General features: G+C 29.5%; 25 protein-coding genes. 22 read left to right on the forward strand and 3 right to left on the reverse strand.

What is annotated here, in order from left to right; translation table 11 throughout:
- The first annotated feature begins 1 nt into the window (after position 1).
- The 11 genes from CARM_RS03175 (at position 2) to CARM_RS03225 (ending at position 10,346) form a co-directional block, all read left to right on the forward strand.
- A complete protein-coding gene (locus tag CARM_RS03175; protein ID WP_236633230.1) occupies positions 2–667 on the forward strand; it encodes a hypothetical protein in 666 nt (221 codons plus the stop codon).
- Positions 664–1,038 (forward strand): RusA family crossover junction endodeoxyribonuclease, encoded by a 375-nt coding sequence (locus CARM_RS03180; RefSeq protein ID WP_139424904.1) that lies wholly within the window; start codon positions 664–666, stop codon positions 1,036–1,038. The genes CARM_RS03175 and CARM_RS03180 overlap by 4 nt, the downstream gene beginning before the upstream one ends.
- The gene (locus CARM_RS03185; protein WP_139424907.1) at positions 1,039–1,410 is read left to right on the forward strand and encodes a terminase small subunit; all 372 of its coding nucleotides are present in this window, start codon (positions 1,039–1,041) and stop codon (positions 1,408–1,410) included. It begins immediately after the preceding gene.
- Positions 1,407–2,699 (forward strand): terminase family protein, encoded by a 1,293-nt coding sequence (locus CARM_RS03190; RefSeq protein ID WP_139424910.1) that lies wholly within the window; start codon positions 1,407–1,409, stop codon positions 2,697–2,699. Before CARM_RS03185 ends, CARM_RS03190 begins: the two co-directional genes overlap by 4 nt.
- Positions 2,671–2,967 (forward strand): hypothetical protein, encoded by a 297-nt coding sequence (locus CARM_RS03195; protein ID WP_244948521.1) that lies wholly within the window; start codon positions 2,671–2,673, stop codon positions 2,965–2,967. The genes CARM_RS03190 and CARM_RS03195 overlap by 29 nt, the downstream gene beginning before the upstream one ends.
- Positions 2,942–4,447, forward strand: coding sequence for a portal protein (locus CARM_RS03200; protein ID WP_139424915.1), 1,506 nt, complete (start codon positions 2,942–2,944; stop codon positions 4,445–4,447). The genes CARM_RS03195 and CARM_RS03200 overlap by 26 nt, the downstream gene beginning before the upstream one ends.
- Positions 4,425–4,628 carry a hypothetical protein gene (locus tag CARM_RS03205; protein ID WP_139424918.1) on the forward strand — a complete coding sequence of 68 codons (204 nt, stop codon included), beginning with the start codon at positions 4,425–4,427 and terminating at the stop codon, positions 4,626–4,628. The genes CARM_RS03200 and CARM_RS03205 overlap by 23 nt, the downstream gene beginning before the upstream one ends.
- The gene (locus tag CARM_RS03210) at positions 4,625–5,272 is read left to right on the forward strand and encodes a hypothetical protein (RefSeq protein WP_139424921.1); all 648 of its coding nucleotides are present in this window, start codon (positions 4,625–4,627) and stop codon (positions 5,270–5,272) included. Before CARM_RS03205 ends, CARM_RS03210 begins: the two co-directional genes overlap by 4 nt.
- A gap of 10 nt (positions 5,273–5,282) precedes the next feature.
- Positions 5,283–5,642, forward strand: a complete 360-nt coding sequence (locus tag CARM_RS03215) for a hypothetical protein (protein WP_139424924.1) — start codon at positions 5,283–5,285, stop codon at positions 5,640–5,642.
- Between the two features lie 67 nt (positions 5,643–5,709).
- Entirely contained in the window at positions 5,710–6,735 is a 1,026-nt protein-coding gene (locus CARM_RS03220) for a hypothetical protein (protein WP_139424927.1), read from the forward strand.
- Positions 6,732–10,346, forward strand: coding sequence for a putative barnase/colicin E5 family endoribonuclease (locus CARM_RS03225; protein WP_236633229.1), 3,615 nt, complete (start codon positions 6,732–6,734; stop codon positions 10,344–10,346). The genes CARM_RS03220 and CARM_RS03225 overlap by 4 nt, the downstream gene beginning before the upstream one ends.
- A 132-nt stretch (positions 10,347–10,478) precedes the next feature.
- Here CARM_RS03225 and CARM_RS03230 read toward each other — a convergent pair whose 3' ends face one another.
- From CARM_RS03230 to CARM_RS03240, 3 genes are all read right to left on the reverse strand, one after another.
- On the reverse strand, positions 10,479–10,775 hold the full coding sequence (locus CARM_RS03230) for a hypothetical protein (protein ID WP_139424929.1): 297 nt from the start codon (positions 10,773–10,775) through the stop codon (positions 10,479–10,481).
- The gene (locus CARM_RS03235; protein ID WP_139424932.1) at positions 10,768–11,220 is read right to left on the reverse strand and encodes a hypothetical protein; all 453 of its coding nucleotides are present in this window, start codon (positions 11,218–11,220) and stop codon (positions 10,768–10,770) included. The genes CARM_RS03230 and CARM_RS03235 overlap by 8 nt, the downstream gene beginning before the upstream one ends.
- Before the next feature lie 105 nt (positions 11,221–11,325).
- Positions 11,326–11,535 (reverse strand): hypothetical protein, encoded by a 210-nt coding sequence (locus CARM_RS03240; protein ID WP_139424934.1) that lies wholly within the window; start codon positions 11,533–11,535, stop codon positions 11,326–11,328.
- 150 nt (positions 11,536–11,685) lie between these two features.
- On the opposite strand from CARM_RS03240, the gene CARM_RS03245 reads away from it, so the two are divergent.
- The 11 genes from CARM_RS03245 to CARM_RS03295 all read left to right on the forward strand — a co-directional run bounded on the left by CARM_RS03245 (position 11,686) and on the right by CARM_RS03295 (position 21,147).
- The gene (locus CARM_RS03245; RefSeq protein ID WP_139424937.1) at positions 11,686–12,411 is read left to right on the forward strand and encodes a Rha family transcriptional regulator; all 726 of its coding nucleotides are present in this window, start codon (positions 11,686–11,688) and stop codon (positions 12,409–12,411) included.
- Positions 12,412–12,509: 98 nt separating this feature from the next.
- A complete protein-coding gene (locus CARM_RS03250; protein ID WP_139424941.1) occupies positions 12,510–13,526 on the forward strand; it encodes an SU10 major capsid protein in 1,017 nt (338 codons plus the stop codon).
- Positions 13,523–13,921, forward strand: a complete 399-nt coding sequence (locus tag CARM_RS03255) for a hypothetical protein (protein ID WP_139424944.1) — start codon at positions 13,523–13,525, stop codon at positions 13,919–13,921. Before CARM_RS03250 ends, CARM_RS03255 begins: the two co-directional genes overlap by 4 nt.
- Positions 13,908–14,096: a hypothetical protein gene (locus tag CARM_RS03260; protein ID WP_139424947.1), complete on the forward strand. Its 189-nt coding sequence runs from the start codon at positions 13,908–13,910 to the stop codon at positions 14,094–14,096. Before CARM_RS03255 ends, CARM_RS03260 begins: the two co-directional genes overlap by 14 nt.
- A gap of 3 nt (positions 14,097–14,099) precedes the next feature.
- Positions 14,100–16,157, forward strand: coding sequence for a hypothetical protein (locus CARM_RS03265; RefSeq protein ID WP_139424950.1), 2,058 nt, complete (start codon positions 14,100–14,102; stop codon positions 16,155–16,157).
- Between the two features lie 10 nt (positions 16,158–16,167).
- Complete coding sequence (locus CARM_RS03270; RefSeq protein ID WP_139424953.1) at positions 16,168–16,803, forward strand: hypothetical protein; 636 nt, start codon at positions 16,168–16,170, stop codon at positions 16,801–16,803.
- The gene (locus CARM_RS03275; RefSeq protein ID WP_139424956.1) at positions 16,803–18,548 is read left to right on the forward strand and encodes a radical SAM/SPASM domain-containing protein; all 1,746 of its coding nucleotides are present in this window, start codon (positions 16,803–16,805) and stop codon (positions 18,546–18,548) included. The genes CARM_RS03270 and CARM_RS03275 overlap by 1 nt, the downstream gene beginning before the upstream one ends.
- 1 nt (position 18,549) lies before the next feature.
- Positions 18,550–19,047: a hypothetical protein gene (locus CARM_RS03280; protein WP_139424959.1), complete on the forward strand. Its 498-nt coding sequence runs from the start codon at positions 18,550–18,552 to the stop codon at positions 19,045–19,047.
- Positions 19,028–19,402, forward strand: a complete 375-nt coding sequence (locus CARM_RS03285; RefSeq protein WP_139424962.1) for a DUF1353 domain-containing protein — start codon at positions 19,028–19,030, stop codon at positions 19,400–19,402. The genes CARM_RS03280 and CARM_RS03285 overlap by 20 nt, the downstream gene beginning before the upstream one ends.
- Positions 19,399–20,757, forward strand: coding sequence for a hypothetical protein (locus CARM_RS03290; RefSeq protein WP_176300992.1), 1,359 nt, complete (start codon positions 19,399–19,401; stop codon positions 20,755–20,757). Before CARM_RS03285 ends, CARM_RS03290 begins: the two co-directional genes overlap by 4 nt.
- The gene (locus CARM_RS03295; protein ID WP_139424968.1) at positions 20,758–21,147 is read left to right on the forward strand and encodes a YcbK family protein; all 390 of its coding nucleotides are present in this window, start codon (positions 20,758–20,760) and stop codon (positions 21,145–21,147) included.
- Positions 21,148–21,160: the final 13 nt, after the last annotated feature.

The following is a 21,160-nucleotide window of genomic DNA, read 5'->3' on the forward strand; positions in this document are numbered from 1 at the left end:
AATGAAAGAAAAAATTAAAATTTTAAAAGATTTACTAGAATTAAACGAAGCTCAAGCGGTGGATATAGTTGGTAGATATTTAAAAGATGTCAAAGATATACATGCTTTTTTGGATTATTATTTTGAGATATGTATGAATGAGAAAATCATCGGTTCTACTTATGAAAAACTTAGAATTGTTTGCAAGATAGCACAATTTGAGTTTAAAGAACGATTTGAGAATAAAGAAAGCTTTTTAAAATGGCTTTTTAAAAATTACAAGTCAAGAGCCTTTTTTAGAGTATATAAAAATGATTTTACATATGAATATTTTGCCTATGATGGTTTTAAAAATGCGTTAAAGCTTAAAAATAGTTCGAGTGATTGTTTAATATGTGTAAATAATTTTAAAGAATTAACATATCATGATGGGGCTTTGATAGAAGATGGAGCCTTTAAAGAAGCACTTATAGATTTTATGTTTAAAAATCAGCATAGGGTCGGGAAAGATTTGAATTTTAGCATTCAAAAGACAGAATTAAAAACAGAACTTTGCTATCAAAAGACAAAAGAAGAAGAAAAAACATTACACTTGCAAAATTTGGAAAAGTTTTCTCAAACTTTAAATAAAAAAACCAATGCCAATTTTAATTATTTAAACAAAAATAAAGAAAAGGTGGCGCGATGAATTATTCTTTAAAATTAGAGCTTAAAACCAATCCTGTGCCTTATAAAAGAACAACTCAAAGGGCTAAGTTTGTTTGCAAGGATTATCTTAAATATTTAGAGTTTAAAAAATACTTGCAAATTGAGTTTAGAAAGCAAAACGGAATAAGCCCTAATCAAGCTTTTGATTTTAAAAAGCAATATGAGTTTTCTTTAAAAATAGGCTTTAAAAATAAATGCCATGGCGATGGGGATAATGTATTAAAAGGCGTGTTAGATGCGTTGTTTGAAAATGATAAAAATGTATTAAAAGCTGATTATGAGATTGTTAGTTTTAAAAAGGCTTTTTTGGAAATTGATATTAAAGAATATGAGTTTAAAGAGGTTTTATAAATGGGCGGTCGAGTTTTAACAAAAGAAGAATTAGAGCAAAAAATAGAAGAGTTTTTTAATATTAAAAAAGTCATCAAAGAAACAAAATACGAGACTATTTATGCTCCAAAAACAATAGAAAGTCTAGCGGTGTTTTTAGGTGTTACGACAAAAACTCTAAGCGTTTGGGAAAAAGATGCAGATTTTGGCGAAATAGTTCAAATGGCTAAGCAAAGATGTGCTAGTTCTATAATAGAGCATTCTTTAATAGGCACTTATACTCCTAGCGTGAGTATGTTTTTACTTAAAAATAACCATGGTTATGTGGATAAACAAGAAATCATCAGCGATAATCTTCAAAAAATAGAAATTGTTAGAAGTGAGATAAAATGAACTTAAAACTAGATTTTTCTTACACTAAAGCTCAGCTTCAAGTTTTTAATGAAAAAAATCCGCGTTTTGTTACGGTTGCTAAAGGAAGAAGGCTAGGTTTTACAAGAGGTAGTGCAAAGTATGTGATAGAAAGTCTTTTAATGGGCTTAAATGTGTTATGGGTTGATACCATACAAGCAAATTTACAAAATTACTTCGAGCTTTATTTTATGCCAGAATTAAAAAAACTTCCTAAAGAATTTTATTCTTGGAGCGTTCAAGATAAAAAGCTCATTTTAAATAATGCTGTGCTTCATATGAGAAGTGCTGAAAGACCAGAAAACATAGAAGGCTTTGGTTATGATTTAGTTATTTTAAATGAAGCTGGAATTATCTTAAAAGATGCAAAGGGTGAATATCTTTGGCACTATGCTATACGCCCTATGCTTTTAGATAATCCAAAATCAAGAGCGATTATAGGTGGGGTTCCAAAAGGGAAAAATCTTTTTTATGAGCTTTGCAAAAAAGAGTTAAGCGATAAAAACTTTAAGCATTTTCAATTTTCAAGCTATGATAATCCTTTTTTAAGTAAAGAGCAAATCAAAGAGCTAATCGAAGAAGTAGGCGGGGAAGATAGCGAAGTGGTAAGACAAGAAATTTATGGAGAGTTTATCGACAATTCTAATAATGAATTGTTTTCATTAAATGAGATTGAAGCAAGTATGAATTTATGTTCTTTTGATATGCAAAAAATGCAAGGGGATAACATATGGGGCTTAGATGTAGCAAGATATGGAGATGATAAGAGTGTTTTAGCTAAAAGGAAAGGTTTTGTGGTAGATGAGATTAAAAAATATAGTGGGCTTAGCACCACAGCTTTAGCAAATGTGATTTTAGCTGAATTTAATCAAGATAATCAAAAGCCACAAGGCATTTTTATAGACACTTGCGGACTTGGGGTTGGGGTGTATGATGTTTTGCATAGTTATGGACTACCTGTGTTTGAGGCAAATTCTACAAACTCTGCAACTAGCAATGAGTATTTAAACAAAAGGGCACAAATGTATTTTACTTTTGCAAAAAATCTAAAACATATGCAAATAATCAAAGATGATGAACTTAAAAAAGATTTACGCATGATTGAATATGAATATAACGACAAGGGGCTTTTAAAAATCATCTCAAAAGAGCAGATTAAAAAAAATTATGGAAAAAGCCCCGATGTTAGCGACGCTGTGGCTTTGACTTTCTTTGAAAGATTACATTCAAGAGCTAATACTAGTGAAGATTGGAGCTATGATGGCTGGTGAGTTTTTAATGGTGTATGAGTGGGTAAATCCGAATATGGTTAAGGAGTTAGCTAAAAAAGATGATGAAGTGATTAAAATCGTTTTAGCTAAATGGATTTTAGAGCTTTTTAGTGGGTTTAAAAACATTTCTAAAAAGCAATTCAGGCGGGAGATGGTGGAGCTTTTAAAGGAAAAAGGCGTAAGCGATGAAGATATCGTGAAACTAACAAAACTTAGTAAAACTACCATATGGAGAATTGATAATGAAAAAAGAAGAAAAAATCACTAATTTAGAGTATTTAATCAGCGAGAGCAAAAACGGCTTTGAAAAATACAAAGCTCATTTTAAAAAATTACAAGAAAATTATTTATTGCAAAATGACAATAAAGAATATTTTAAAAAAAGAAATAAATCAGATATTTTTATACCAAAGCTTAATTCAAAAGTGAAATACTTAATCACTTCGTTAAATGATGTATATTTTAATAGCGAAAGAATGGCAGATATTGAAAGTTATATTAATTCAGATGAAGAAATTATCACTTTATGGCAAAAAGCACTAGATTTTTACACTGGTAATTTAAACCTTTTTAAAACCTTTCAGCCTTTGTTTTTAGATGTTTTAGTCGTTGGAACTTCTATAGCTAAAATAACTTGGGATAAGGGTTTTCCAAAGATAGATAGAATAGGAATTGATGAGATATTTTTTGACCCTAACGCTACAAATAATGAAGATATTAGCTATATAGTTAATGAGATTTATTTATCTTACTCACAAATTGAGCAAAGACAAAAGCTAGGTTTTTACAAAAAAAGTGATATTGATAGAAAAATCGATAAAAGTTGCGAGTTTAAAAAAAATAAACTTTATGATGTTTATGTAAAAAAAGATGATGATAAATGGGTGGTTTCTACGATTTTTGAGGGCGAGCTGTTAAGAGATGAGATTGAATTAATAGACGGGCAACCATTCGTTTGGGGTTTTATGTTGCCACAACTTAATACTATTGATTGTGATGATTTTGTTTGCGCTTATGGAGAGCCTGTTATGGCTAGTGCTTTGCCTTTGCAAAAAGAGATTAATATAACTAGAAATCTAATCATAGACGCAATGAGAAGTGCGTTAAACCCTAAGGTTGTTTTACCAAAATCAGCTGGAGTGTCAAGGGAAGATTTAGAAACCATAGGAAAACCAGTATATACTGCTGATGTGTCGGCTTTTTCAACACTTCCAACACCAAATATAAATTCAGCAAGTGCTAATTTAAGCTTTTTAGAAACTGAGCTTACAGAAGTTACGGGCGTTAGTCCGCAAAATAATGGAGCACAAACTGCAAAAAACGAAACTGCGACCGAAATTAGCATTAAAGCACAAGAAGGAGGTAGAAGAAGTGCTGATTATATTAGATCATACAATGAAACTTTTGTAGAACCTTTGTTTGATAGATTAGCAAAGCTTGTGTTTAAATATGGCAATGATGAGTTTTTTAACAACTTTGCAAGAGAGGATATACCTAGTTTTAGATTTAATATTCAAACTGGCACAGGAGCTATGAATAAAGAAGTGCAAAGAGCAGGGCTACAAGCTAGTATGCAAGCTTTAAGTCAGATTTTTTCTATGTATATGAATGTTGGCGATGCACAAAGTGCTTATAAGATTATCAAGATTAACGAGACTTTATTAAAACAGCTTTTACCTATATTGGGGATAAAAAATATCAATTCTTTGTTTGGAGATGAAAACAATGAAGCTGATCTTGGAAATTAAAAGCGATATTTATAACACTAAAGGAGGAAAAAGACTAATAGAATACATTGAAAATAAATACAATGAGTGCTATTTTCAAGCAAAAAACACAAAAGAAACGGATGTAAATAGGTTAAAAGCTTTAGAATTAATGGCTTTTTTAGACACAATAATAAACATTTTAGGAGAAGAAAACAAATGAGCAAGGAAATACAAGATTTATTAGATGCTTTAAATGATGATGGGGTAAGTGGTGATGCAAATGATACAAATAATACAAATGATGATAATGGCAATGCTAATGCTAACACAAGTGATACTAATAATTCAAAAATCGAAGAAGAGTTTAAAATTCTTTTTCAAAAACAAGAAGAAAAAATAAGAAGCTTAGAACAAGCCTTAAGTGAGTTTAAAAAACCAAATGAAACTGAAGAAGAAAACCAAAGGAAAGAGTATTTAAAACAGCTTGGCTTGGATAATATCGATGAAAAGCTTAAAAAATTAGAAGAATTAGAAAGTAAGGCAAAGCAAAAAGAAGAAGAAGAAAGCTTGCGTAATAAATATATGCAAGTAGAAGCACAGCTAAGAAAAGATTACCCACAAGCTGATTTAAAAGCTATGAGCGAGCTTGCAAACAAGCTTAGTGGTTTAGCTAATGGGGATTTACAAAGCTGGAATACTTTATTGCGTATTTTTTATAGCAAAACAAATGAAAAAAAGGCAGATGATATGCCACCAAATCAAAGCAAAAATGATTATAGCGATAGTGATTTTGCACAAAAAGTAAAACAGGGTAAAGAGGTTTCTAATATAGACTTAGGAAAAGAGATTTTATCATTAATGTAAGGAGTAAAAAATGAATTATGCGGCATTGATGGATAATGGTTTTGATTTTTCAAAAAACTTACTTAAGGCTCCAGCACCTGCTAAGGCTGGGGGTTTTTCTTTTTTTGATTTTTTAGGAGATAGTTTTAACAAAGTTACTCAGTGGGGAAATAAAGAAATAGCAAAAAATGGTGCAAGAACTAATTTTGACAGGCTTATAGATTTAGGAGGACTTGCTGGGGGACTTTGGGGCGGATATGAAGAGCAAAAAATGGCAAAAAAGAATTTCAAACTTCAAGAAGATGCCTACAATTTTAACAAATACTTAGCACAAGAAGAGCTAAGAAGAAGACAAAATAGAGAAAATAACTTAAAAGAAGTTTGGAGTTAGTTAGAGTTTATGGATTTAAGGATTTACCTTAAATCCTTTATTTTATACATTAAATAAAGGTAGGAAAATGGCATATTATAACCCACAACAAGTCGTATTTAATCCAAGTCTTGGAGTAATTCAAAGTGCAGGAAAAGTAGGCGGAGTTTTATACGATAGTATAAGAAATTATAGAGAAGATGAGAACAAAAGAAAGCTTTTAGCACAAAGAGATGAGGCGCTTTTAGAACAACAAAAGCAAAATGAGATTAATAATGCTTTTTTAAATAATAATTTATTACAAAAGGAAAGAGCCTATGAGTATGCTAAGGAGCAAGATAGAATTAAAAATAATCTAGCTTTGCAGGATTTGTTTTTAAAAAAATCAAAAATAGATTTAGAACAAGCAAAAGAGCAAAGGGAAAATAATCTTTTAGCTCAACAGGCAATGCTTAATTTACCAAGTTATACAAAGTCAAATCCGGAGATGAGAGCAATACAAGAAAGATTTAATACCATAAAAAAAGCCGGTGGTAGTTCTTATTATGACGGGCAAGGACTTTTAGGGGGAACTTGGCAAAATACAAAAGGACTTTTTGGGGGAGATAATATAAATGACGCACAAGATAGCTTATTTAAGTTTATAAGCGATAGTATTTATAATGAAAAAGTTAGAAGAGATACAAGCTATAATAGAACAAGACATGATGAAATTTACAAAGAGCCATCAGCTTGGAAAGCTCAAACCATAAATGCTAAAGAATATGAAAAAGCAATAAGGGATTATATAGCTACTAGTGAAGCCAAGATTAATGCTTATTATGATGAGCAAATGGCAAAGGTTTCTAATTTGAAAAATCCTTATATTAATGCCCTTTATGAAAAACAAAGACAAGAAGATTTAAAAGATTTTAAAGAGGGCTTAGCAAAAGAGCTTAGCAATTATTATATAAAAGGCGAAAATCAGCCTGGAAAAATAGTAGATATATCACAAGAACCTAGCAATCAACCTATAATCACTCCATTAGTTGAAGGAACTTATTTAGTAGAAAAAGATGGAAAATTTTATGAAGCAAGCTATGCTGAATTAAAACAAATGGGAGTTTTTAAATGAGAGAAATAACACAAGAACAAGCACAAATTTTAAAAAATCAATACGCAAGAAATACTTTAGCCAGTCTAGAAGATAATAAAAAAGTAATGAGATATTTAAATGATTTAAAAGAACAAAGCAGTGATGATATAGAACGAATGGAGATTGATAAACACAAAGAAGAAGTTTATAAAAATACGCCTTTTTTTATGGAAAACATTTACAAAGATGGAAGTAAAAATATAAAATCAAATATTATGCAAACACTATCAAATGCTAGTGGTTCTTTGGGAAATTATAATTTTGCTAAATCTGTTTTAGGTGATGAAGAAGCGCAGAGAGCAAGAGCTAAAGTTGAAGAAAATGTATTAAAATCAATGAGCCAAGAGCTAAAGAAAATGGGCTTAGGTTTTATAGGTAAAGATGAATATAACAGAAGATATTTTGTATCAAATACTGGAGAAACTACCGAACTTGATGATAATGCGTTTATGACCCTTTGGCGTGGGCTTAAAACTAATGCTTTTGAGGTTGGGGGTTCTCTTGCTGGTGCTTTGGTGGGTAGTAAATTTAAACCTATTTTAAGAGCTTTTCCTGGTGCTAAAAAGTATGCTGATGAGATTACAGGCGGAACTTTGGGGGCTATGATAGGAAGTGATATAGACTATACTAAAAATGCTGCTTTATTTAACAAAGAGCCAAGTTTTAATGATAGATTAGCAAATAGTGCAACCGCTGGGCTTTTAAATGTTGGTGGGGATTTAGCCATTTTAGGTGGTGCTAAGGCTTTAAGTGGTGTTAAAAACTCATTTTTAGGAGTTAAAGATGGTATAAAAGCAGGTGCAAATGCTGGTAAAGATATGATAGATGGGGTAGCCCTTAAGGGAGATAGGTTTGTTGATAAAATCAGCCAAAAAGACATTCCCATAGTTAGTAAGTTTAGCGATGGTGGTTTGCAAAATGCCGAAAAAGCTTACGATAATGTAACCAAAGATATAAAAGATAAAGCCCAAATTGATGAATTAATAGCCAAAGAAAACCCAACATACCTAGAAAATGGAAAACCTACTATAGAATTTATAAGAAATGTGGTAGAACAAGGACTTAACAAAAACAATTTTGAGTTTATACAAAATGGGGCTAAAAGAACAAGTGAAATTTTAAAAAATATTTCTAATGCTTTATCAGGTTATCCTACTACACAAAGAAGAGAAATACTACTAAAAGCAGCACAGGCATACCCTGAAGTTGGCAGTTTTTTAGATGATGTTTTAAGAAGTGATAAAAACGCAAGTATTGCATTTTTAAATATGATTAAAGGACAAGATGAAGTATTTAAAAACAAAACTGGTTTAAGCGGAGAGCTTGACATTAAGGCTTGGCAAAAAGATAATAGCTCTTATAAAAAAAGAATTAATGATGAATACGCTCAAGCTATAAAAAGTATAGATGAGCTTAATAATGGTTCAATAATTTTAGACAAAGAAGATTTAGCAAAGATTGAAGAGTTTAAAAACAACAATTTTTTAGAACAAGATATAAAGGCAAATATCACTAGCTTTTTAGAAGAAGCCGTAGGTAAGCAATTAAGCACAAAAGAAGTTTTTGCCTTAAGAAGTGCTTTAAATAAGCAATTAGCTACAGGGAATAAAACCTATAATACTAAAGAAGCTTATAGATTAGTAAAAGATGTTTTAGATGAAGCTATGATAAAAAATGCAAGCAATAAAGAATTAGCAAGGAATATTTTAGAAGATGCTAATAAAAACTATGCATTAAAAGAAAACTTTAGCAATAGCTATCTAGGAAAAATAAAAGACCAAGAAACACCAGAAGCTTTTAAGCAAAGAATAGCCAAAGGTGCTAGAAATATCAATGAAGACAAGGACTTAAAAAAAGCTTTTGAAGGTATGAATGAAGCAGAAAAAAAAGCATTTGAAAGACACGCATTTAATGCTTTATTAGAAAAACATAGAATTGAAGATATAGGTTATGATTTTAAGGGCTTAGCACAAGAGTTAAAATCAACTCAGTTTGTAAGTAAAGAATTAAACGAAGCCAAAGAGCTTATAAATGTTTATGCAAAGATTTATCAAAACAACAAAGATTTAATATTAACAGCCATTGCAAGTAGCGGTAAAAAGCTAAATTCTTCTATAGCTACTACTATAAAAGGGGTTTTTGATAGAATATTAATCGGTAGTATTTTTACTAGGCTTCATGCTTTAGCCCCAATAATAAATAGTGCTAAAGAACAAGCACTTAAAAATCAATTACTAGATGCACTAAAGCTTGCTAAAACTCATAAAGAAATTATAAAAACTCTTAAAAACATAAAAATATCAGAACCAAAACAAAGCAAGATTTTTAAAAATGCAGTGGATAATTATATTAAAGTAGATAAAGAGCAAAATAAAATTTTAAAAGATGCCTTAGTAGAAAAAGGGCTTATCAAAGGCGATAACTTTTACATGGATAAACCTAATCCTAAATATGCTAAAAGTGATTTAAATGTAAAAATGAGTGTCTCTCCAAATGTTAGAAATTTAGCAAAACTTACGAATGATGAGATTGTAGCTGATTTAGAATATTTAGCTAGCAAACATAAAGAGATGTTTAAAAAGCCTAGTGATGTATTTAAACTTATAAAAGAAATTAAAGAAAATCCTACATTTTTTTATAAAAATAATAGAATGGATATAGCTTTAATAGCAAAAAGATTAAATGATAATAAACTAGGAAAGCTTGGTGTAAATAAAGATACTGGAGAAGTTAGACATGTGACAAAAGTTAAAGAAAAAGATTTAACAAGACTTGAAAAAGTTAGCAAGAAAAATACTAAGGAAAATGTTGGCATTATCCAAACTTTCGTCCAACCAGGTAGCAAAAATGATAACTCATTGAATGGGCTACCAAATATTTTTAATTCTACCCAAAATAAGCCTAAAGAAAACTTAATAGAAAAGCTAAGCGAGGATAGGAAAAACAAGAAAAGTGTTAAAGAAAAACTTGATGAAAAAATCAAAAACCAAAAAATGAATGATGAGGATAAATGGAAAAGATTTGATGATTTTTTAAAAGAGAATAAAGATTATAATCTTGATGTTATGGGTAATTTAGATGCTATCGCTAGAGAATTTATACTCAATGCTAAAAAAAAGACACATAAGGGTAAAAAAGCTGATATACCTGATCTAATGCGTTCTAAAATAGAAAATGAATTAAACATCAAGCCTTTAAAAGAATTTGGGAAAAATTATGCAGAGTATTACCATGATGGAAAGGGTGCTTTGCAAAAATTACTCATTGAAAAACAAGGACAAGTAGCAGGTGCTTTTTATAGGAAAGATTTAGGGGATATTGATTTGGTTTGGGGAGATGGTAACTTTGGATTAAGTCATATTATTAATCGAAGAGAAGAAGATTTTATTAAGCAAGGGCTAAATAAAATAGAAGCAAAAAATAAAGCTTTAAATTTTATAAAAGAAATAGAAAATATTATAAATAATGGAAATGTAAAAAAGGGTAATAATAGAGCTTTTATTGATACTAAGAATAGTAGAGTTATGGTAGCACTTGATTATAAAGGTAAAGATAAAAAGTGGATTATAACTGCATATAATTTTTATTAATATTATCGCCCCTAGCTCAGCCGATACGCACTGAAGCTAGGCTTAATACTGACACTTTAAGCGTGAGTAGTGCCAATGGCGATTATTAATTATATCATAAATCCATATAATATTTTATAATATAAATAAGTGTTAATTATCTATCTTTTTATTGCAACAATCGTTTAAGGAGTTTGGGTCATTTTTAAAATCTTTAAGCTTATTGCATATATTTTTAATGATTTCTTTTTCTACATTAAAACAAGCACTTAGAAAATCATAAATATCGCCACTATTTGTTAATTTACAACATTTTACTATATAATCCCAATCATACATAATACCTCGACACAATAATGTTTGAACTTTTAAATTATTTTTTAAACCAGTTTTTATTGTGCGTGATTTTATGCTTAATGTTTCTCTATGCCATCCATATTTATCATTCATAAATAGTTTTTCCAAGTTCAATTAAGTTTGCTTTTTTATATCCGCCCATAGTTTTCATTAAATCATCATCTAGACTAAAATTTATAATTTCTACTAAAGCTAAACTTGCAAAAAAAACTTTTTCATCATATTTCTTACTTTTATTTTCAGCTTCGCGCATTCTTTTGTAAGATATATCATTTATTTCTTGGTATATTTTAATAAGTTTTTTAGATATATCTTTAAATTGCTTATCTTCAATTGGGTTTTTTAATTTAAAATAAAAAGCAGAAAGATTTTCCATATCTCTTATTATTTCAACACAAAGATTATTATATTTTCTAGTCTTTGTATGCTCCTCTATTGCTTTTTTAAATTCTTTAATTAAGGCTGTAAGATTTTCTTTTAGAATACTTATTCCACCAAAAATACTTTCTTGGCTTGATATGCTTATTGCATTTGTCATTTTGTTATTCCTTTTTCACACACTTATTATATAATATCACAAAATAATTAATATTTTATTGTGTTTAAGAATAAAGCAAAAAACATTCCTATTTATGTTTAATACCTACCTTATAAAAGGTTTTATAGATTTTGAAATTTCATCTAAAACTTTTGCTTTTTCATAATTAATAAGCCAACTATTTACCCAGCCGGGTATAGAATTTGTTTGTCTCCAATTGGTTACGCCGGTATAGCTCATTTTAACCATTTCAGAAAAATCTTTTTTGCTTAAACTGATTGATTTTAATTTATTCTCAAATTCATCATAATTCATTTTAACACCTTTACAAATAAAATATTTATTATTTTACAAAAAAACAACTAAAATATTTATAAAATTATTGACAATATAACTAAATAATGTTATAATTTACTCATAAAACAAATGATTTATTTGTTTTAAATCAAAACAAAAAGGTAAAAAATGGAAAAATTAGCTGTAATTAATGGCGTAGGTGTAGAGTTGGAGGTAGCCAACGACCAAGTAACGACTACCTCTTTAGACATCGCGGCAGTTTTTAATAAACGCCACGATAATATTATAGCAAAAATTGAAACTTTCCCAAAGGATAGTTTCACTGACCTTAATTTTAAGGCGAGTAAATATACTGATAGCACGGGTAGGGTTTTACCTTGTTATAAAATCACTCGCGATGGCTTTTCTTTACTTGTTATGGGTTTTACAGGCGAAAAGGCTTATAAATGGAAAATTGAGTTTATCAAAGCTTTTAATGAAATGGAAAAAAGACTAAGAAATATTGAATATGAGAAGTACAATAAGTTAGCTTTTAGACAGAGCTTAGGTTATAAATCTCAACTAGCACAGCAAAAACTAAAATATGAAAATGAGATTAAAGCTTTAAAATATGATTTAGAGCATAAAAACGAGTTAAGCTTTAAAAGAAAGCTTAGCAATGAAGAATTATTAGAGCTTAGAAAATTTCTAGCAAAAGATTATGAAATAGTTTGTTTTAAAAAATGGGAGTATATGTTATTTGCTGAAAGCATTTCAAGAAAAAACTATAAACTAGATAAAGCAAATGGTTTTTGTATTTATAAAAGTATAGAAGAAAAGTTTAATTCTAGGCTTGATTATTATAAACATTATGATGAATATGAGGAAAAATGGGGTAAGTTATTAAGAAGATAAAATTTTTCTTTAATTTTTCCAATTTGTTTCAAAAGTGGTAGATTTGAAATAAAGCCTTGGTGTAAAATCTTTGAAATTTTATAAAAGGAGATTTTAAAATGGCTTTATCATCTATGGAATTTACGCCACCAGCAACAGAAAATGTCAAATTAAAACCTAGTGTATATGAAACGATTATACAAATAGGAGCAGATGAAACACCACTTTTAAACAAAATTGGAACTTCAAAAGTTACAAACCCGCTTATTCATTCGTGGTTAAGTGATACACTCAAAGAGCCAAAGAAAAATGCAAACATAGAATATAGCAAGTTTGTAGGCGATATGGAAAACACCACTCAAAAAACCTCTAATGCAACACAAATCCTTATTAGTGAGATTGCAATTAGCACCACTTTAATGCATGCTAAACAATACGGCGGTAATGAAATGAGCTACCAAGTAGGTAAAAAAGCCAAAGAGCATAAAAGAGATATAGAATATGCTTTGTTTGGATTAGGTCGTGATAGTGATGCTAAAAAATCAGTGTTTAAAGAGTATATACAACCACAAAAAAGCGTAAGTGGAGAAATGGCTGGGTTATTTTACTATATAGCAAAAGGACAAACAAGCTTTAGCGATGGAAAAAGGGGAAATGTATTAGCCTTTGATGAGGCAAAAGATTGGAGTGGGGCTCCTAGTTTGCTTACTGAAGATAAATTAGGTCAGATTTTGCAAACTATTTGGGATAGTGGAGCTACGCCTAAAGATGTATTTTTAGGAGCTAGTTTAAAACCAGCTATTAATAAACTCGCTACTAGGATTTTTGGAAATGAAAAAAATCTAGTTGGCAATGTAATAAGCCTTGAGACAGATTTTGGAACGATTAATTTTCATTTACATAGACTATTAAGCCCTAAATATGGCTTAGGCGATGTTTTAATCGCAGGTGATTTTGAATTTATGAAACACGGACTTTACATTCCTACTTATATGGAAGATGTTGTAGATTCATCAACAGGAAAAGCAAAAAGATTTTTCACACAAAGCACACTAGAAGTAAGAAATGCTGATGCATTTGCTATAGGTGTTGGGCTTAGTAGTGTAGAAGGTGGAGCCTTAAAGCTTAAAAAATGAAAAGTGCTTTAGCCAGGGACATTATTTTAAAAAAAATGTCTAAAGAAAGAACTAGCGTTGATGATAAATATATAAAAGCCTACATTTTAGAGGCGTATTATTATATTTGTGGTAAATGTGAGCCTAGCGTGCTCACTAAAACCATAAGAGAAGAAGACCAAAAGGTTTTAAGAAATGTCAGAAACAATGCATTTTTAATCGTCCCTGATGAACCTAATTTTGATGATGAAGAAGAACATTTAATGATAGATGAAAGCCTTTGCTATGCTGTTATTAATTATGTATGTTTTTTGATGAGTAAGGGCGAAAATGTGATGTATTTAAAACTTTGTAATGAGATTATAGCTGATTATATTAGCAAAGACGGGCAGGAGTTAGAATATGCATACTTGTGATACTTATAAAAAGTTTATCAGGGTTAAAGACTATGAAGCTTATGAAAAAAGTATTACAAATTTAGATTTTATAGCTTATTTAGACACTAAATCTTGGCTTGAGGCTATGAATGATTTATTGCTTTTTTCAGAAAAAAGAATATTAGATTGCGATTTTTATGAAGCAGGAGAGTAAAAAATGGTGAGTTTAGCTGAGTTAAAAACTGGTAAAGAAAAATTAGAACTAATCAATCAAATCTTATTAAGGATTGATACTATAGCTAGGGCTTTAGACAATACAAGACTTGATGAGATAGTAGGATTAAAAGAAAATGTAACAAGCTTACATGAGCAAACCTTAAAATTAAAACAAGAAGTATTAACTATGCACACGGGCATAAGTGAAAACAAACAAGATTTAGACACTAAGTTTGAAAGCATAAACGAAAAATATACTCTCATGCAAGAACAATTTATTTTTATAGAAAAAGCATATAATGATTTTAACGCCTCAAGGGAGGATTTAGAAGCTATTAAGGCTTTTATAGAAGAGAATAAGCCTATATTTGAAGATTTAAAAGAAGATTTAACTAAATACGAAAGTATGAAGATAGATTTAGAAAAGATAAATAATGAAATAATCCAAAGTGCTAATTTAACAAAAGAATATTTTGAGTTAAGCACAAAAATAAAAGATGAGATATTAAAAGAACTAGATCATGCTTTAGATATAGTTGGAAGTTTGCATATTAATGTAGAAGAATTAAGAGCGATTAAACCTGAGCTTTTGCAAATAAAAAGCGAGGTAAAAGAGCTATCAAAATATGCTGTTAATGTAGTAAGTGAAGCTAGTGAGGTTTTAAAAAATAAAATCAATACTATCTTTTTTGAAAATCAAAGATTAAATCAAGAAATGATAGATAGTGTTAAAAAGCTAGAAGAAATAAAATACGATGTTGGTATAAAATATAAAGAAATAATACAAGCTTATGAGCTTTTGGTAGAAACTAAAGAGAGCTTAGAAGAGTTAAAAGAAGTTATTGCTTTATATAAAGAGTTTGAAAACGACATTAAATCATATTCAGAGCTTATAAAAAATTTCAAAGAGCAAATCGCAAATTTAGAAAGTGATTTAGAAAATAAAGCACAAGATATAAATGATAATCTAGAAGCTAAAAAAGAGCAAATAATCTCATCTATAGAAATAGCAAAAAACGAAGCTATCGTCAAATTTGATGAACTTGTTGCAAAATGTGAGGGCTATAAACTCCATTTTGAGCAAAGCTATGATAAGTTTAACCAAAGAGCTTTAATAGCTAATGAAGATTTGGGAAGATTAGCTGAGGTTGCTAAAAAAGAGCTAGGCAATGATAAGTTAATCTATGAAACTGAGTTAAAAGCAATAAGGGATGAAGTTTTAGGCATTAAAAACGATTGTTTAGAAAAAGTAGATACAAAGATTTCAACTCTTTTAGAAACTCTTTTAGAAAAAGAAGAAGAATTTAATCAGCATGTAAGCACTTCTAAAAATCTAATAGACAATCTTACAAGTATTTTTAATACTAATTACCAGGCTAAAAAAAACGAACTCAATCTTTTAGTAACTGAAAATATGCGTAATATGTATGAGAGCAAAGAAGAGTATATACAAGAACTTGAAGCAAAAACACAACTTTGCAAAAATGAGCTTGAAACAAAAAAAGATGAGTGCTTAGAAGAGATAGACGCAAAGGCCGTAGAGTATGATATAGTGAATATAAAAGAAGATGTTGCAAATTTAAAACCTAGGGTAGAAGCTTTAGAGTTTGATAAGACAAACAAAGATGCTAAAATTGATATACTAGAAAACGCTACTAACGCCAATGCTCAAAAAATAGAACAAACAAAAGAAGAGCTAAAAACTAAAGAAAATAGTGGTACTGCTGCTAATTTAGATAATGCTTTAAAACAAGAATTAGCAACACTTATTAATAAAAAAGAAAATACAGGTGTAGCAAAATCACTAACAGATGCATTAAAAACAGAACTTACTAATTTGATTAATGCTAAAGAAGCAAAAGGCACTGCTGCTAATTTAGATAAAGCTTTAGAAGCCAAGCTTACTAACTTAATTAGCGCTAAAGAAGCAAAATTAACTTTAAGTACAACAAACAGTGGTTATTACAAAACAACAACTTTTTATATAAATGGCAAATCTTGTGGATCAATAACTTATTCCACTTACAAACCAGAATCTTCTAGTGGCAATAACTTTTAAAGGAAATACTATGTTTTATAATCTAAACAATAATGATTTTTTAGAACTTGAAACTACTATATCTAGAATAGAACAAAAGCTTTTAGCACTAGATGGTACTAGTGATCAAAAAAGTATCAACAAAGCCAAGCACTTAAATGAAAGTAAAGCTTCATTGCAAAAATGCTTAGAAAAAAAAGATGATGATAAATATGATTTTTTCTTGCATCAAATTTATACTTTAACTTGGGGGCATAAACCCATAGAAGAAATGAATGAAGATGAAATCTTACCTTGCTATACAAAAGTAGATAAAGAACAAGTTAATATCCCTAGCTTAAAAGAAATAGCACAAAGTATTTTAAAAGAAGAAGTTGATGCGCTCATTAACAATCATCCTTTAATGCAAGAAAGAATGAGTGATTATGATGAAAAAGGAGTGCCAAGAAAGATAAGTATAAGACAAGCTAAATTAGCGCTTTTAGAAGTAGGACTTTTAGAGACAATAGAAACTATGATGCAAAGTGCTCCTAAGGCAACTCAAATAAGCTGGGAATATGCAACAGAATTTGAAAGAAATAACGAGCTTATTTTGTTTTTTCAACAACAAGCAAAATTAAGTGATGATGAAGTAGATGAACTTTTTAAGAAAGCAAAGGGTTTTTAATGATAGGAAAAAGTTTAACTTTTGTGCCAAATTCATATTGTAATTTTGCATGTAGTTATTGCTATCTTGGAAAATTAACAGAGCAAAAAGAAAAAACAAGTGATATGGCAGAGCAATTTAAAAAAATAGCTAAAAAATTAAAAGATGATGGAGTGATTATCACAGAAGTGTTTTTACATGGAGCTGAATTTAGTACTTGCTCATTAAAAGATAGTGAAGATTTATTAAGTGCGATTGATGATTATTTTAAAGAAAATAAGCATTATATTAAACTTTTTGAAAAAGAAAAAACAATCAATCATTTAGTGCATTTAAAAACTAATCTTTACAATCTAGATAAATTCTATGAGCTTTTTAAAAAATATCAAGTTGGCATTAGTGCTAGCGTGGATTTACCTTTAAGAATGCATGAAAAATATAGAGTATTGAAAAATGGAAAAAGCACTTTAGAAAAAACCTTAAAAATGATAGAACTTTTAAGCACTTATCCATATTTTAAGCAAATTTCAGCGACTATGACTAGTGAGCATTTAAATGTAGATGAGTTTGTAAAAGATATTTATATGCTTGAGGGCTTAGGTTTTGATATGGCAAATGATTTTTATATTATGTTTGCTTATCAAAGTGCTAATGCAAATAAAGAATTTGCTATGGCTAGTGATGAAGCTATGTTAAATTTTTATAAAGGCTTAAGAGAAAAGCTAAAAGACACTAAATATGCTTTTGCACTAGAACATTTTTGGTTTAAAGAGTTTTTGGGTGGATATTGCAACAATAGTATAAACTGCTCTAATCATCTTTTAATTCAAAAAAATGGCGATAGTTTCATTTGTCATAGATCGCAAGCTTTGAAAGAATTAAAAAGTGGAAATATTTTAAATCAAAGTTTTCAAGAAATAGAGTTTAATGCTTATAAAAACATTCAATTATTAGAAAATTCTTTAGAGCTTAGCAAAGATTGTTTAGAATGTGATTATTTTCATTATTGCAAAGCAAGTTGCGTGATAGAAAGAAAAGACACAGGACTTAAAAAATCCTACACTTGTGCTTTGCAAAAAGAAATTTATAAAAACAATCCTGATTTTTTCAAAGCTGATAAACAAAAAGCTAGAATGGAAATAGATGCTTTTTTAAGAGCTAATCAAATATATAAACATCTTGATAAAAGACTTCCAACATTAAGCTCTGAAATGTATGAAATAAAAAATTCTTTAGAAAATATCATAGCAAGAGATGAAATTTTAAAACAAGTTTATGATAAAAGCAATTTTTATCTAAGCATTAATGATAAATTACTTGAACTTGATTTAGAACTTGATGATATTTGCTCTTTAAAAAGACTTAATAAAAATGATGAAATTAAACTTTTTATCAAAAAAGATGCATTTTTGATTAATTCTAAAGAAGTGATTGATAATTTTGTATGGATGGCTTTAATCGGTGGAGACAAACAAAGATATGGCGAAGAGCAAAGATTAAAAATACCACACATTGCTACTGAATATTTATACTTTAATAAATTAAAAAATGAAGCTTTGGAAGTGGAAGGATATTTTGTTATAGATATTTCTTATTTTCTAAGAGCTAATGTAAAAAACTATAAAAAAGATGAAAGAAATTTTATCTTTTTTACCACAAAAGCTATGCGTGAATATCACTATGAAAAACACGCAAAGAATGCTTTTTATCACATACAAGCTATTAACTTACCTTTTTTAAGACTTGAATTTATTTGGGAGAATTAATATGCAACATTTAGAAAATTCAGCCAATATAGCTTTATTTGGAGGTTCTTTTATCTTAGCTTTTTTCTTTCAGTTTTTAGCATATACTGGCATTAAGGAAGCTCAGGCTATTACATTATTTGTTATTTTTTTGTTTGGGGCAGTAGTTGGTTTTTGTAGAACTTTAGCTTTGAATGAAAGTGTCAAAGCTTATACCTTTTCTGATCTTTTGTCAAAGTTTTTAATGCTAGGAATACCTTTTATGTTTGCTTTAGGTGCAAAGCAAATAGATGCTTTGTATTATTTTGTAGATTATAGTTTTAGCTTCTTGATTTTAGGAGAAATCATTTCAGTGATGATTAATATCCAATGCATAAAAACGAAAAAAGCAATAGCAGAAGTGGATATTTACAATATTGCAGTTGAAAAAATAAAGAATTTTTCAAGTGGTTTTTTAAAAACTAATACTTATATAAAAGAAGAAGAAAAGGACAAGCAAGATGATAAAAGAAGAGATTAAAAGGGTTGTGGTTAAACCATTTGGAAAAGATAGATTTGAGCTAGTGCAAGAATATAAGATCAAGGTTGGGATTTTGGAAGTGGGTGTGCCAAAAGGCTTTAAAAGTAATGGAGCTGATATTCCTAGGATTTTTTGGAGTATTTTTCCACCAAATTCACCTGAATATTTAAGTGCTGTTGTGGTGCATGATTATTTATGCCAACAATCATATTCAAAAGATGATTATAAGTTAGCAGATAGAGTTTTAAAAGAAGCCATGAGTGAGCTTGGTTGCTCTAAAATTAAAACTTTTATTTTTTATCATGCATGCAATGCTTTTCATATGATTAAATGTTTTTTGAAAGGAATAAAATGAGTTTAGAACAAGTTATCCAAACACAAAATGAAAGCTTAGAAGAGCTTAAAAACAAAATGGAAAAATTAGTTCAATTTTATGAGAGTGGTAAGATAGATAAGGAAGAATTGGCAAAGATTGTAAAAGAAGAGCTAGATAAAATAAATCTAGATGATAGTATAAAAGAAGGTATTTTATCTTATATTAGCCAAAATCAAGATAGTTTAAAAGGGGAAAAAGGGGAACCTGGAGTTAAAGGGGAGCCTGGAGAAAAAGGAGAAAAAGGAGAAAAAGGAGAAAAAGGAGAAAAAGGAGAAAAAGGAGAAAAAGGAGAAAAAGGAGAAAAAGGAGAAAAAGGAGAAAAAGGAGAAAAAGGAGAAAAAGGAGAAAAAGGAGAAAAAGGAGAAAAAGGAGATGGTTCCTCTAAAGAAGAGCTAAAACCTATGATAGAAGAAATCATAAGTAATCTACCACAAAAAGAAGCAGGTTTTGTTACTTCTTATGAGTTGCCAAATGCTGATGTAAAAGCTGAAGTTGGGACGCTAATAAATTATGTTAATGAGGAAGCCTCTACTATTTATTTATGCATAAGAAATCAAGGAAAAGGTTCGGTATGGCTTGATTTGTTTTCTAAGAAAAAAATAGCCAATGAAGAATATACAAAAATAAAATTTAAAGTTAAAACTTTATCAGGGCAATATGGTGGCTGTTTGAGTGATGTATTGTTTGCTTTTTCTAATGGCTTTGCTCATACTATAAAGGCTGATGAAAGCACAGCTGCTAATTATGATGAAGGTAATTTTATTATCAAAAAAAGTGGCATAGGTGGAACTTCTAATGCTCCACAACCACAAAGAATAGATTGTCTTTCTGAAATTTTAGCCAAAGATGAAGTTTTAGGAAAAATAAAAACAACTGATATTTATAGATCTACTCATCATATCCATCAAGCTTTAATGCGTTATTATAATTTTGATAATAGTGCTGCAGTTGGGGCAGGTTGGACAACTTGTTGTCTATGGAATGCAAATGGAGAATATGAGGTAGAAATTATACTTTTTAATGAAGAAGTTCCTAATAAAATTTTTGCAAGAGGCACAGGGCATTATGGACAAGTATATATACATAGTTTAAGTGTTGAAAAGATTATAGCAAAAGCGGGTGAGATAAAAGAGACTATCCCTTATGAAGTTGAAGTTTTACCACCTTTTGGCACTGCTAAAGAAAATGAAAATCACGCTGGATATATCTTTGATGATTATAACAAAGCTTATTATCAAAGCAACACTAGTGTTAATGATGAGCAAAACAATTTATTTCAAGATTATGGTGCTCATGCTAATTTGTTTTTAATTGCACCAAAAAAAGGAGAATAAATGAAAGAAAATAAATATTTTAAAGAGAGTGAATTTAAATGCAAATGTGGAAAATGCAAATTGCCAAAAGGTGTGCCAAGTGATGAGCTTATAGACATTCTTTGTCAAATTAGAGAGCATTTTAATGCACCTGTGATTATAAATAGTGCCTATAGGTGTGCTTCTCATAATGCTAAGGTAGGTGGAGCTGCTAAGTCTCAACATACCTTAGGTAGTGCAGTAGATTTTATAGTTAAGGGTGTTAAAACAGAAGAAGTTCATCAATATGTTTTAGATAGTTTTGGTGAATTAGCTTTAGGAATTGCTATCAAGCATAATTTTAACAATGCTTATGCAGGTTTTGTGCATGTTGATACGCGTGGCAAAAAAGCACGATGGACTTATGCTTAAATTAAGAAAGGAG

Origin of the sequence: Campylobacter armoricus, assembly GCF_013372105.1 — a bacterium.
GTDB lineage: Bacteria > Campylobacterota > Campylobacteria > Campylobacterales > Campylobacteraceae > Campylobacter_D > Campylobacter_D armoricus.